The following is a 14,721-nucleotide window of genomic DNA, read 5'->3' as shown; positions in this document are numbered from 1 at the left end:
AGAAAAGACCTATAAAACAGTATTTACCGCTTTACAGGTCTTATTCTTAATTCCATCTATCTTCTTAAACATCAAGCTTCATATCGCCCGCTTTGATATAACCTTTCTTTCTCATAAATTCTGATATACCAAGTGCTAAAATTGCTGGCAGTATAAAATGCATAACCGCAATTTTAATTAATACAACGACTGCACCTTCTGTAGCCGCCATTGTCTCATATGTGGTAAACTGACCAACCAAACCTGATGTACCCATACCAGAACCCACTGAATTATTCGTCATCTTAAATACCATTGTAGACAAAGGTCCTAAAATTGCACTTGAAATAATAGCAGGAAGCCATATAACTGGTTTTTTTACAATATTGGGAACTTGCAACATACTTGTTCCTACTCCTTGTGCCAGAAGTCCGCTCATCTTATTCTCACGGTAACTTGCTACCGCAAAACCAATCATGTTCGCACAGCATCCAACGGTAGCCGCTCCTGCAGGTAGACCACTTAATCCTAAAACTAATCCAATGGCTGCAGAACTAATTGGCAAAGTAAGAATCATACCCATAAGAACAGAAACAATGATTCCCATTAAGAATGGTTGTTGCTCTGTACCAACTTCAATCAAATGTCCTAAGCCTGTCATAAAGCTAGAGATTGGAGGTCCTACTAATAGTCCAACCAAACTTCCAGAAAAGATTGCACAAATAGGTGTAACCAAAATATCAATCTTTGTCTTTCCTGAAACAAAATGTCCCACTGCAATTCCAACCAATGCTCCGATAAAGGCTCCCAAAGGCTCTCCGGGTCCAGCTAAAGAAACAACACCATCTACAATCAACGTATCAGCAAGAATTTTACTAGCATATGCTCCAACCATTCCCGCTGTTGCAGCTGATAATACAACCAGTGGACTTTCTTTGTACTTATATGCAACACCACAACCAATACCAGCTCCTGTAAGTACGGAAGCAATAGTACCAAGAATGGTAAGTGTGTCGCCTACACTTCCCCCAATTAAAGATCCAATTTGCTTTATGATTGTTCCTACAATTAAAGTTGAAAACAATCCTAATGCCATTCCACTTAAACCATCAATAAATATTTTATTCAATATCTTTTTTAACTTATCCATATGAATCCTCCCATTCTTATGTAAATACAGATGTAAAGATTTTATTAACAGTTGTCTTGTCACCCAGTTAGTACGATACCATAGAATAAAAAAAATAGCAATGAGAAAATGCGTAAATGCTTTTCCCATTGCTACTATTCCCTATAACCTTGCAATATTATCTGGTAATAGATAACTCTTTTCCCTTAGTGCATGTTCAATCTGATCAAGAATTTCTTCACTGTCAGCTTCTACTGTATGAAGATGTAACCCATCTGTTAATTCTTTTAATGGGACGGTTTGCTTTTCCTGTACCTTCTTTACAAAGTCATACACGTCCTTACGATTCGATATAATAAGGTCCGTACGTATTTCTCCATAGATATCATGCATCACAATTACATCTAATACTTTACCACCATGATCTACGATGGTACATAATTCATCTTCAATCTGATCCGTCGTATGTTTTACCATAAAACAGCGGTTTACTTTTTTGGCCTCTTGGTAATACAGCAGGTATCCCTTTGTGGTTGATAAAATATTCTTATTAACAGCTCGTAACAAAGCAATATCTTGCACGATTACCTGTCTGCTCACTCCAAGTTGTTTTGCTAACTCTGTACCTGAGATTGGCTCATCTTTTCTATTTTTCAAGATAGAAATCAATCTCTCTCTTCTTGCTTCACCCTCCATGATGCTTCCTCAACCTTTCTGCTCAAAATATTCCTATACTGTTCTCATTCTATCTTCTAACGATTTCTTACTCTTACAGTCTTTCGCTTTCTCTATTCCTTTGTTATTCTTATTTGAAACAACTTGCTAACATTATAGATTTTTTAGCAGAAATTTTCAAGTCTGATTGGGTTAAGGCATCTTGTATACTATTCCGATAAATATATGTTTAGTTCATTTTCTATTTTTGCAGCACAATCTTCCATAGAAGATTCACTTTTTATTGACCGAATAAACTCTTCTGAAATTACGTTAAGTACCTGTTGATCAATAACTACACGGTTTTGAAATTTTTCACAGAACTTGCTTATTTCCTCTCGTTTTTCTTTTCCTATCCAGTTGATTGTAAACAGTACATACTCCCCTTTTTCATTTTGTATTTCTGTACAGCCACCCTCATTTTCTTCTTTCTCTAGATTATCTTTAATTGCTTTTGTGTTTACAGCCATACCATTGCTATAATCAATTACCTGAATATCCTCTGATAGCAAAATTTGAATAAATTCTTTTGCTACATCGGGGTATTTTGTATTTTGATTTACTCCAATTTCATTGCTACCAATATAGGATGCATCATATGTTCCAATAGATCCCTTTATCAAATCAGTAACTGCATAGATAAATGAGAAATCATAGAAGCCTTGCACTTGTCCTAATGTAATTTGACTATAATATGGAAGATCAAAAATATTTCCTACTCCTCCATGACTATATTCATCAACAATATCTACATTAGCGCATAAAGTCTTCGCTTTTTCTAAGAATGTAACTAGTTCCTGGTGATTTATTTCTTTCTTCTGTCCATCTTTTTTAATGATCTTGCTTAATTGAGTTGGTAAGAAGTTTGCTATAACATCAGAAGGTGTAATCTCTCCAAGGAATGATTTATTCCATGTTTGACTTGATGCATCTACTAAATCATCAAATGTACTACAAGCATTTACTGTATCTGTTCTCCCTGCAACATAATAAGGAGATATTCTGATAGGCACGGTGTAATAATGCCCTTCCTCTGTATAGTCATCCATAACATTTGCAAGAAGTTCTCCAGACTCAACCATTGGATTTACTATCTCTTGTAAGTCAAGTAATACACCTTTTTTAACATAAGAATCAACTGGTAATCCATCCGTGATGAGTATATCTGGCCCCTTACCTGCCAAGAGTTCTGTATTCAATGCTTTTACATAATCTTCTGTTTCTGTCGTATCGTTTGCTCCTTTTGCAACTTCCACTGCAATCATTGTATCTGGATGTTTTTTGTTGTAAACAACTGCTGCTTCTCGAAGCAATATATTATCTTCTAATGTATATACTGTTAAATTTTTATTGGGTACGGTTACCACATCCGGATCATAGACATACTTGATTAGCTGATATCCCGTGGCATCCATACGATATAGAACATAATAGTTATCTTGCGTATCTTCGTATACGTCCACGATCATGGCGGTAGGCATGTACATGGTATTGAGCTCACCTAATACCGTGGTATTCCATAATGTAGTCCCTGCTTTTTGCACATGAATTCCTTCTGTATCTACAAGGAATAGATCTCCCTCATCATTAATATTAATACATGTACTATAACTGTTAATTTTTTGCTCATATGGTATCTCTTCTGGCTTCTTATCGTAATTGTTTAAATCAAACTTATAGATTTGATCAATGCAATCTGTCTCCCAGTTTTTCCTTGTTATGTATAGTGAATTCTGATCCATTGCAATTGCTTTGATCTGTAACCCATCGCCTTGGTAAGATGCCTTCTTCTCTCCAGATTTCTGATCATAGATTATTACATCTCCACCTAATTCCGCTATGACGTCTCCATTATATAAAACGCCTACTCCCATTGGTGTATCATAGTAAGTACCCTGGTCATCCTCTATTGCTTCATTCCAACCTTCAAAATCTAGGTACGTACGCTCTTTTCCATCGGAAGACGTACATAGATATGTCAGGCCTGTATATCCATTGTACTCACTGTACGTAAGATATTCCTTTCCTTCCTGATCTAAACATATATTGTCGACTACCATTGATGGATTCTCAAGTTTCTCTTTATCCATAATCGGTATATCTTGTAACCACTGTGGTTGTTCAATCTTCCATGTGCCATCTTCACTTCTTTCATATTTCGATACACTACAAGACTCTCCTTGGTCCTCATATGCATACAGAATTGGCTGTCCTTTCTCTGATTGGACCATCTTTATAACTTCCAAATTCTTTATTTCTTCTGGAATTTCTTGTTCTTCCTCTATGTATCTTCCCTTTACCTCATTTGTCGTTTTTTTGTCTTTTTTCCCACACCCTGCTAACACAGAAGATACCACCATACTCAACACAACTAGTATACAAAGTGCTCGTTTATTCTTTCTCATACTCTCACCAAAACCTTTCTATATCCTTTGTTTCTCTATCATAAATCTCTTATCTCTAAATAACCTTAAACTCTTTCACTATCCATTTATCACCACATATGGTATCATAAAATTAAATTCGCGTGTACTGAAATGTTATAATTTCAACTAATATAACTGAATTCGTGTAGTAACACAATGTAAGAAAGGATTTGATCAAGCCATGCGTATTCTAATGATTGAAGATGATATTGAACTATGTTCTATTCTGCGAATAGAAATGGAAAAAAATCAGTTTTTCCTTGACTGTTGCCATCGTGGAGATGATGCCGACTTTTATATTAATTCCAATGCCTATGACGTTATCATTCTAGACCGAATGTTACCCGGTAAAGATGGAATTCACATACTAAAGGACCTGCGTTCCCATAATCGTTCCACTCCCGTAATCCTATTAACTGCCATGAATACCTTGTCTAATCGAGTGGAAGGACTTGATTGCGGAGCAGATGATTATCTAACCAAACCATTTGAAATTGACGAGCTCTTTGCTCGTATACGAGCCTTAGCAAGACGTTCAACCAAATTAGAGAATTCAAATATATTTACATATGGTGACATTACTTTAGATACTACCAACCTTCTATTAAAAAAGGAAGATGAACAGTGTACATTGTCCAAAAGAGAGTCAGACCTTCTTGTATTTTTTATACGAAATAAAGAAAATACGCTGGAACGGGAACTTTTATTAACGCGTGTTTGGGGAGCGGATTCCTTTGTCACGGATGGAAATCTTGATAACTTTATTCACTTTTTACGGAAACGGCTAAAAACCGTTCATAGCGCCGTTTCAATTAAAACCATTCGTGGTGTAGGATACCGTTTGGAGGATTGCTCATGCTAACAAAACTAAAAAATCGACTGGTTTTGTTTTATGGATTTAGTACAACAATTATTTTGATCATTGTAATGAGCGTTGTATGTATTATGGACATTCAACAGAAAAGACAATATGAGCAACGTTTATTTGAGTCCAATATCAATCAATTAGTGGATCAATTTACAGATAGCAATTCCATAGACTCTAGATGGTTTATACAGTTTCAAGAAAAAAATAAGTTAATGGTACAGATTGAAGATAATGATATCTCGATCCCCAATTACTTTTCCCTCCATACAAAGATTTCTACTTCAACACTCGTATCCTTGTTGCTTGAAACAGCCGAAGATCATGGCTACAATATGACTTCTAATGTACTAACCAAACAGAAATCCAGAAGTGGGATCTACACATTACGTTCTACCTTTCAGGAGTCTTATATGGGATGTATCGTTCAACTAAAATCAAACAATTCCAGACGGACACTTTATATCATTAAGGTTACTCTTCAGCCAGGTGTTACTATTCTTTCCGCTATAATTCGTTATGGGATTATTACTCTCTTCGGTTCTCTATTTCTGTTTTTATTTAGTTTTTTATTTATAAAAAAAGTTATGAAACCCCTTGAGATTGGGCAGCAAAAACAAGTAGAGTTTATAGCTGCTGCCTCACACGAACTTCGTTCTCCGCTTACTGTCATTCGTACCGGAATTACTACCATGCAGCGAACTCCCGAAGAAATTCCTTCTATTCTTCCTCATATTGAAAAAGAAAGTAGCCGAATGGGTAAATTAATTAACGATCTTTTGCTTTTAGCAGCTTCTGATTCAAAAAGTTGGTCTCTTAACATGGATTCTATTGATATGGAAACTCTATTAATTGAAGTTTATGATACATTTTGTACCTTGTATAATAACAACCGTATTCCTATTGAACTTCATCTTCCAGATGAGTCATTACCAAACATATACGGAGATCAAGATCGAATCAAACAAGTTCTTACCATACTTATGGATAATGGACTACGTTATACAGATCAGACCAAAGGACTTGCACTTATCGTATCCCTTAGTAATAAACGTACACCAACGCTTCTTCTTGATCTTATTGATTACGGTCCAGGCATACCAGATGAACAAAAACGAACTATCTTTGATCGATTTTACCAGATGGATCAATCCCGATCTGATAAAAAACATTATGGACTTGGATTAAGTATTGCCAAAGAATTAATTCAACAACATGGTGGAACAATACAAGTGTTGGATACCAAAGAGGGCGGTGCAACATTTCATATTGAACTACCTACTGTAAAGCGTAGATGAGTTAACAAAATGTTGACCATTATGAACCCGAATCGTATAATGAACGATATGACTATATGATTTGATTACCTCTCCAAGATGATTATCGAATCAATTTTTATATAGGAAAGGAGATACCACATGTTTCGTTTATGGGGGAAAATAATAACCAATAATAAGATGCAAAGAGATATCACCATTGAAGATGATGATCTTACCTTAAATCGGACGAAAAAGATCTATCATGCAATTGATTCCATATGCTATGCTTTTGATCTATCCAAACCAATCTGGTTAGATAATAATATTGAAGATTTTAAAAGACATGATAAAACCCGTTTTTATCAAGATAATTTTATTGACCACATTGATTTTGATTTTCTTGAAATACAAGTAATTGAAGAAGATTAGTAAAAAGCTCCTACAAACCTTTCATTAATACGAAAACTCCGTAATCGAAGGATTATCCTCCAATTTGGCATTGGATACACCTTCTTTTACGGAGTTTTCTACAATAAAACCGATCTGTTTCTATTCTAATGTTTTCCTATAATAGAACATACAATTAATACAGAAAGGTTTACAACAACAACACTGGCACCTACTGGTATAGAGTACTGATATGATAAAACCATTCCTAACATAAAACATAGAACGGAGATAATTGCTGAACTAATCACTACAAATCGAAAGCTTTTGAAAATTCGCATAGAACTTAATGCAGGGAAAATAATTAAACTGGAGATCAACATTGCCCCCATCATCCGCATTCCAAGTACAATTGTAATAGCCGTTAATACTGCGATCAACATATTATAGACTGAAACGTTGATTCCCGCTGCCTTTGAGAAGCTCTCATCAAAAGTTACATTAAACAATTGGTGATAGAATACTACAAATAAAATCAACACTGTTATAGATAAAAGGACACTTAACTTTACGTCTTCGTCACTCATTGCTAAAATACTACCAAACATATAACTATCCACATCTGCATTCATGCCTGTGGTTCTTGATATGACGATTACACCAATTGCTAAAGCACTACTGGATATCAAGGCAATAAGCGCATCCCCCTTAATCTTACTATTATTACTTAGTCGCAACAAAAAGAATGCGGCAACAATAACAACTGGTATGCTTAATTTCAAAGGTGCAATATTCATTGCCATAGCAATTGCCAATGCGCCAAATGATACATGGGATAATCCATCTCCAATCATAGAAAAACGTTTTAATACAAGGCTAACGCCTAATAATGCGGCACACAAGGATACCAAAACTCCAACAATAACAGCCCGTAATATAAATGGATAGGATAACATTTCTCGTATTATTTGTATCATCCTTGCTCCCCTCCTAATAATGCCTTTGCATATGGCGTATTTATGTATTCTTTGGTATTCCCAAAGAATAACACTTTTTGTCCCATTTGCATAATTTTATTGGCACTCTTTATCGCCATTCGTACATCATGTGATACCATTATAATGGTTACATGATCCCTTGTATTCAGCTCCTGGATGGTATCATATAGTTCAGCGGTAACCATAGGATCCAATCCCGTTACCGGTTCGTCCAAAACCAAAAGAGCATCTGTCGCACACAAAGCCCGTGCTAATAATACTCTCTGTTGTTGTCCACCAGATAACTCTCGGTAACTCTTATGTCGTAAATCGTAGATCTGAAAACGTTTTAAATTATCTTTTGCTCGTTGCTTTTCTTCTGCATTATAGAAAGGACGGAACCCTTTGCTCTTAATACAGCCCGAAAGTACAACTTCATAAACAGACGCTGGAAAGTCCTTCTGCGATTCCGTTTGCTGTGGTAAATAGCCGATTCTTCCCTGCGTCAATTCTTTATCAATTGTGATTCCTCCGGAATTTGGCTTAATCAGTCCCATTAATCCTTTGACCAAGGTACTTTTCCCTGAACCATTCTCGCCAACAATGCAAAGATAATCTCCCTGATCTATTGAAAAACTTGCTCCATCAACCGCAATTCTTCCATCATATTCAATTGTGATATCTTTACATTCGACAATACTCATCTTAGTTAAGAGCCTCCTTCAGATTCTCAAGATTTTGTTCCATTAAACTTAGATATGTTGCTCCATTCTTATAGTCATCAGTTGATACATTATGACAAGAATGAAGTAGCAATGTTTTTGCTCCTGTAGCCTGTGCAATGGACTCCGCAACTTTTGGATTTGCAAACTCCTCATAGAATACCACTGGTATTCCATCGTCTTTCACTTGATCGATAATTGTTGCAATGGTCTTTGCGCTCGGTTCTGTTTCAGCTGAACAAGAATCATATGCTGCAATATAATCCAATCCGTACTCCTCAAAGAAATAATGAAATGCAAATCGTCCGCCAAATACAACTTCGTTCCTTTTTGCATGCTCTACTACTTCTCGAATGTCGGCATCCAATTGCTCCAATTCTATCATATAAGCATTTCCATTATCCTCATACTCCTGTGCATGCTCTGGGTCAACTTCACTCAATGCCGTTACAATGTCTTGTACCATTATTTCTGCATTAAGTGGACTTGTCCATATATGCGGATCATAAGAATGTACATGATCGTGTTCTTCTGTTGTCTCTTCCGTTGCCTCATCATGATCATGTTCTTCCACATGCTCAGCTTCTTCATCATGATCATGATCTTCCACTTTCTCAAGTGTAACATGCTCTGATAAATCTATAATCTTTACGTCACCATCAAGACTATCTAGTATCTTGGAAACCCAAGGTTCCATTTCATCTCCTGTATAGAGAAACACATCTGCTTTATTAATTGCTATAATATCACTTGGTGCTGGTTCATACGTATGGCTCTCAACTCCTGGCTTTAGTAACATGGAAACATTAACATGATCTTTTCCAATTTGATTCGCAAAATCATACTGTGGAAACAAAGTAGTAACAACTTTTACCGCAGCCTTAGCGTCATTTTCCACAACTTCCTGCTCAGTTGAATTTTGTTTTGAGCATCCTGCTAACATGACTCCAATAATACAAACAATACTGAGTAGTCGTTTAACATTTTTTTTCATAATTAAACACCTTTCTTTTCTTTACAATCTTTGCATAATCCGTAAAATACCGTTTTTGTATTGTCGATTTCAAACCCGTGTTCTTCTAATATGTGTTGATCTGCTCCAGCAAGATATTTACACTGTACGTGTAAAAGTACACCACAATTCACGCATTTTAAGTGAAAATGGGAATGGCATTCCTTCCCTTCTCCTATAAACTGATAGCAAGCACCCATACCTTCTTCTAAGAAGTATTTCCTTAATACACCTGATTCAGTCAATTTTTCCATGTATCGATAAATCGTTGTTCGACCAATTGATATATTCTGTTCTCTAAGATGATTAAGAACTTCATCTATTGTCACATGATTTTCTCCGTGATTTTGTAAATAATGCAGGATTACCTCCCGCTGTTTTGTTTTGTATTCATTTGAAGTACCCATTTATGGAGCCTCCTTCTGACTTATGGTAAAATAATAGGGATGCAATATGAAATTAGATTTCAATTTCATATTGTATCCCTATTTATAGGAATTGTCAAATATATTTATTTTATTGCATATTTATCTCAAGAAACCAATTCCAATATAGTTTTGTACCGATTGCTCTTGCTCCTCTTGTTTTAGTCAAATTTCTTAATAACAATATGATATGCAAATGCCAATGGAATGGTTGCTGCCAACCACGCAATTGGTCCCGCTAGACATATTCCCGTAAATCCCATTACCGCTGGTAATGTAAATGCACAGATTGTTCTAGCAACCAGTTCAAACACTCCTGCCATAAACGGCATAAAACTTCTTCCAATTCCCTGTAATACATTCCGATAAACAAACAGCATATTTAACACAGGAAGGAAAATCGCAATGATTGTAAGATAAATGTTGGCACTTGATAGAACTTCATTTTGAATCGCTGCAGACTGAGCCGTATCAATGAATAACATCGTAAGTGGCTTTCCAAACAAAAGAAGAATCGCACTTGCTCCAAGTGCAAAAAGAACAGTAATAACCGAGCATTTCTTTAATCCTTCTTTTACCCGATCAATTCTACCAGCACCTAGGTTTTGCCCTGCATAATTTGCCATCGTAACACCAAATGTACCCGCTGGTTGTGTCACCAATTGTTCTACTTTACATGCCGCAGTATATGCCGCTATTTTCGTAGAACCAAATAGATTAAGTGCACTTTGTAATACCAAAACACCAATTGCGGTTACTGAAAACTGTAATGCCATCGGCAATCCAAGTTGCCAATGCTTCCACGCAAACTTTCCATTGTAAGCAAAATCTTGTTTCGTTAATTTTAGAATACTATATTTTTTCTTTGTATAAAGTAAACAGAGCAATCCTGCTACTCCCTGAGAAATAACGGTTGCCCATGCTGCCCCCGCAACTCCCATATGAAAGCTTAGGATAAATACCAAGTCTAGCACAATATTTAATATAGAAGAAACAATCAGGAAATATAGTGGTGTCTTACTATCACCAATTGCACGAAGAACACAAGCAATCATATTATAAAATACCGTACATGCGATTCCTATAAATATAATACTAATATAGGTATGTGCATCTGCCATAATATTATCTGGTGTATTCATGACTTTAAGCAATGGTTTTGCTGTCAATAAACTTAGTACAGTAAGGATGATTGTTGTGAATATACAAAGAATAATCGAGGTCCCTACGGAATGTCGTAATTCCTTCATATCCTTCGCACCATACTTCTGTGCCGTAATTACGGCAAACCCACCTGTTAACCCCATTAGAAAACCAAGTATAAGGAATGATAAGCCACCTGTTGCTCCAACAGCCGCTAAGGCATCTACTCCTATACACTTTCCAACTATAATCGTGTCCACCATGCTATATAACTGTTGAAAGATATTGCCAATCAACAGTGGTACTGAATAAGATAATATTAACCGTGTTGGACTACCGGTTGTTAGATCCTTAGCCATATTGATCCTCCTCCATAATAACTGATCACTATTTCTTGCGTGGAACACGTGTCCCAAGTTTGTCTACTCTGTCATTATACAGTATCATTTTAAAAAATCAATTCTTAATTTATGTATTTCACAAACAGTATTACATAACACATTTGCCTTGCAAATAACACAAAAATACTATAACGATTTCCGAAAAGCAAAGAATTATAATTCTAGAAAAGAAAAGCTATCATACAAATATTTTTGTAGATAGCTTTTCCTTTTATATAATAACAGATCGATTATTCAATTGTTATTCTTGTTATTTAAAATAACTTATGAATTAATTACTTTCCATACAACTCCATTTAAAATGTTAAACTAGTAAGGAATTATAATCTCTTAAGTAATTCTTCTCTTTGTGCTTCATAACCTGGTTTTCCAAGTAAAGCAAACATATTCTTCTTATAGCTTTCAACACCTGGTTGATTGAATGGATTTACACCTAAGATATATCCACTTACACCACATGCAAATTCAAAGAAGTAGAATAATTGTCCAAGATAGAATTCATTTTGTTCTGGTAAATGTACCATAAGGTTTGGTACATCACCATCTGTATGTGCTAATAAAGTACCTTTCATAGCGCTCTTATTAACAAAATCTACAGATTTTCCAGCCAAATAGTTTAATCCATCTAAATCAACATCTTCTTCTTCAATGATAATCTCACGTGAAGATTTTTCAAGATTTACAACTGTTTCGAACATTGTTCTTTGTCCATCTTGAATAAATTGTCCCATTGAGTGAAGATCTGTTGTAAGGTCTACTGCTGCTGGGAAGATACCCTTCTTGTCTTTTCCTTCACTTTCACCATATAATTGTTTCCACCATTCATTTACGTAATGAAGAGCTGGTTCATAGTTTGCAAGAATTTCAATATTCTTACCTTTTCTTAATAAGATGTTACGAACTGTTGCATATAATACAGCGTCATTTTCCTCGTATGCTGTATTCAAGCAACGTTCTCTCATGCTTGCTGCACCTTCCATTAACTTCGTAATATCCGCTCCGCTAACAGCGATTGGCAATAAACCTACTGCTGTTAATACAGAGAATCTACCACCAACATCATCTGGAACAACAAAGCTTTCAAATCCTTCTTCCGTAGCAAGGTTCTTTAACGCTCCCTTTTCCTTATCTGTTGTAGCATAAATACGTTTTGCAGCCTCTTCTTTTCCGTACTTCTCAACTAACATCTTTTTGAATACACGGAAAGCAATAGCAGGTTCCGTCGTTGTACCAGATTTACTGATAATATTTACAGAAAAATCTCTGTCTCCGATTGTTTCGATCAAATGGCTTATGTATGTGCTACTAATGTTGTTACCTACGTAATAGATTTCAGGTGTTTTTCTGATTTCTTTTGATACGGAATTATAAAAACTGTGGCGTAAAAATTCAATGGCAGCTCTTGCACCTAAATAAGATCCACCAATTCCAATAACTAATAATACATCTGAATCGTTCTGAATCTTTTGAGCTGCTGCTTGTATTCTCTTAAATTCATCTTTGTCATAATTAACAGGAAGGTCAATCCAACCTAAAAAGTCATTTCCTGCACCTGATTTACTAAGTAACTGATTTTTTGCACCCTCAGCAATGTTTTCCATCATCTTCATTTCTTCTTCAGAAATAAATTTCTTTGCAGCTGAGTAATCAAATGAAACTCTTGTTTCCATGTATAACACTCCTTTGTTAGAATTAGCGCACTAGATCGTAACGGTACTACTATACTTCTCAAGTGTACTCATAGTTACACCTATTTTAACAAATGAAGTTTATATATTCAATACAAAATGCCAATTTTTTCGTAAAGTTTAGTTACACATTATGTATTCCAATATAAAAACATGAGATCGCAACCTGGTTCGGCTGTTTTCTCATGTTTTATGAATACTAATATATATTTTCTATGCAAGAAACTCTTTTAAAATATCCTCAATAATTTTTTCTTCACTTGCTGTTCTCGTCTCATTTTTTCTTTCATAGACCTTTGGGCCACCTACCATAACATGTTCTTGCTCGCTTGGAGACCCTTCTTGGCTTGCAGCAATATTAACAAGGTCCTTGATCATAAATCTCATATCATCTTCTGCTGCCCCTTGATTACTATTTACATGATTTTCATCTTTACTGACATTGATTGAATCTTGGTTAAGATTCTTATTATCTACTTTATTCTCCTGTTTGCTTATAATTACAGGGGCATCTTCTTTCAGCAATGTATTCTCTGAATTTTTCTTTTGTTCTTGGACTACTTTATTTATGTTATTAATACGTGAATACTGCTCTTTTTCCCGTAATAGCAACTCCTTTTCCCGGTCTTTTTTGGATTTTTGTTTTTCAATATCAATATTTTTTTGATTTGCAATATTTTTCTGTTCCTGCTTAATTTCAGATAGTTTTTTCTTATTCCTCTCATTTTCTATACGAACGGGTTCCTCTGCCTTTCGTTGCTCTATACTTCTACGACTTTTTTCATACTGATCTTCCACTTCTACCTGACTTGCTTGTCCACTCTTGCTCTCTTTATTCTTTTCCTTTTTACGATCCTTTAACACCGTTGACTTGAAGTACTCCTGTCTATACTCCTCCAAAACTTCAGGTGTAAAGTTCTCCTGTTCCAAACGTACCTTTAAAAAATTCTCAAGATAATCTGTTATATTTGCTTTTAAAATACTTTTTTTTGCACCCAGATTAATAAAACTTTCCACAATTATCAACAGGCTGCTTGTAAACACCCCTGTAAAGAATGTGATTAAAATATCATTTTTTCCACAATTGCTTGCAAGTCCCAAAACCGAGCCAACAGTGCCTGCTAGAAGGCATAGAATCAAAAGTTGTCCACTAATATTTTCCCATGTGTATAAGTGAATTCCACAAATTTTATGCTTGTATACATACTTATCCACAAAACTATCCACATTATTAACACCTATCTTTAATTTATAACACGCCTCGAATTTCATTTTCATCAATTTCATTAACTTATGCTTTGTTGACCCCATATTATCAGAGGCTTTGATCAACCTTTTATATGTACCACTGACCATGATCTTTAGAATCGTTCCCAACACACACAAACCTGCCATACCATAAATAAAGATGTAATCATCATAAAGTTGCTGTACCATATCGTGAATTTCCCCTTTCGCAATTCCCATAAATTTACATTTATTATAGCTTATCTTTTGTTGTTTGAAAAGGTACTTGTCCACAAAAGTGATTGACAAATTAATCAGTTCCTCAACACCATATATTTTAACCATTTATAAAAGAACAAAAAATAGC

13 protein-coding genes are annotated in these 14,721 nt (G+C 35.3%); 3 read left to right on the top strand and 10 right to left on the bottom strand.

What is annotated here, in order from left to right; all coding sequences use genetic code 11:
- Nucleotides 1-64 precede the first annotated feature (64 nt).
- The 3 genes from HBB17_RS11670 to HBB17_RS11660 form a co-directional block, all read right to left on the bottom strand.
- Entirely contained in the window at nt 65-1,129 is a 1,065-nt protein-coding gene (locus HBB17_RS11670) for a PTS transporter subunit IIC (protein ID WP_167957673.1), read from the bottom strand.
- Between the two features lie 141 nt (nt 1,130-1,270).
- The gene (locus tag HBB17_RS11665) at nt 1,271-1,804 is read right to left on the bottom strand and encodes a transcription repressor NadR (protein ID WP_167957672.1); all 534 of its coding nucleotides are present in this window, start codon (nt 1,802-1,804) and stop codon (nt 1,271-1,273) included.
- A 188-nt stretch (nt 1,805-1,992) separates the two neighbouring features.
- A complete protein-coding gene (locus tag HBB17_RS11660) occupies nt 1,993-4,227 on the bottom strand; it encodes an ABC transporter substrate-binding protein (RefSeq protein WP_167957671.1) in 2,235 nt (744 codons plus the stop codon).
- Nucleotides 4,228-4,429: 202 nt separating this feature from the next.
- Between HBB17_RS11660 and HBB17_RS11655 the strand changes: the two genes are divergently transcribed.
- From HBB17_RS11655 to HBB17_RS11645, 3 genes are all read left to right on the top strand, one after another.
- The gene (locus HBB17_RS11655; protein WP_167957670.1) at nt 4,430-5,110 is read left to right on the top strand and encodes a response regulator transcription factor; all 681 of its coding nucleotides are present in this window, start codon (nt 4,430-4,432) and stop codon (nt 5,108-5,110) included.
- Entirely contained in the window at nt 5,104-6,411 is a 1,308-nt protein-coding gene (locus HBB17_RS11650) for a sensor histidine kinase (RefSeq protein WP_167957669.1), read from the top strand. Before HBB17_RS11655 ends, HBB17_RS11650 begins: the two co-directional genes overlap by 7 nt.
- Before the next feature lie 120 nt (nt 6,412-6,531).
- Entirely contained in the window at nt 6,532-6,801 is a 270-nt protein-coding gene (locus HBB17_RS11645) for a hypothetical protein (RefSeq protein WP_167957668.1), read from the top strand.
- A gap of 125 nt (nt 6,802-6,926) precedes the next feature.
- Here the strand turns inward: HBB17_RS11645 and HBB17_RS11640 are convergent, their stop codons facing one another.
- From HBB17_RS11640 to HBB17_RS11610, 7 genes are all read right to left on the bottom strand, one after another.
- The gene (locus tag HBB17_RS11640) at nt 6,927-7,733 is read right to left on the bottom strand and encodes a metal ABC transporter permease (protein WP_207717346.1); all 807 of its coding nucleotides are present in this window, start codon (nt 7,731-7,733) and stop codon (nt 6,927-6,929) included.
- Nucleotides 7,733-8,440 (bottom strand): metal ABC transporter ATP-binding protein, encoded by a 708-nt coding sequence (locus HBB17_RS11635; protein WP_167957666.1) that lies wholly within the window; start codon nt 8,438-8,440, stop codon nt 7,733-7,735. The genes HBB17_RS11640 and HBB17_RS11635 overlap by 1 nt, the downstream gene beginning before the upstream one ends.
- 1 nt (nt 8,441) lies before the next feature.
- Nucleotides 8,442-9,452, bottom strand: a complete 1,011-nt coding sequence (locus HBB17_RS11630) for a metal ABC transporter substrate-binding protein (protein WP_167957665.1) — start codon at nt 9,450-9,452, stop codon at nt 8,442-8,444.
- Nucleotides 9,453-9,454: 2 nt separating this feature from the next.
- Nucleotides 9,455-9,877 carry a Fur family transcriptional regulator gene (locus HBB17_RS11625; RefSeq protein ID WP_167957664.1) on the bottom strand — a complete coding sequence of 141 codons (423 nt, stop codon included), beginning with the start codon at nt 9,875-9,877 and terminating at the stop codon, nt 9,455-9,457.
- Nucleotides 9,878-10,056: 179 nt separating this feature from the next.
- A complete protein-coding gene (locus HBB17_RS11620; RefSeq protein WP_167957663.1) occupies nt 10,057-11,397 on the bottom strand; it encodes an MATE family efflux transporter in 1,341 nt (446 codons plus the stop codon).
- Nucleotides 11,398-11,759: 362 nt separating this feature from the next.
- A complete protein-coding gene (locus tag HBB17_RS11615; RefSeq protein WP_167957662.1) occupies nt 11,760-13,109 on the bottom strand; it encodes a glucose-6-phosphate isomerase in 1,350 nt (449 codons plus the stop codon).
- Nucleotides 13,110-13,340: 231 nt separating this feature from the next.
- The gene (locus HBB17_RS11610) at nt 13,341-14,699 is read right to left on the bottom strand and encodes a hypothetical protein (protein WP_167957661.1); all 1,359 of its coding nucleotides are present in this window, start codon (nt 14,697-14,699) and stop codon (nt 13,341-13,343) included.
- Nucleotides 14,700-14,721: the final 22 nt, after the last annotated feature.

This window comes from Anaerosporobacter faecicola, assembly GCF_012070565.1.
Classification (GTDB): domain Bacteria; phylum Bacillota; class Clostridia; order Lachnospirales; family Lachnospiraceae; genus Anaerosporobacter; species Anaerosporobacter faecicola.
This window is presented reverse-complemented; position numbering and strand designations above follow the sequence as displayed.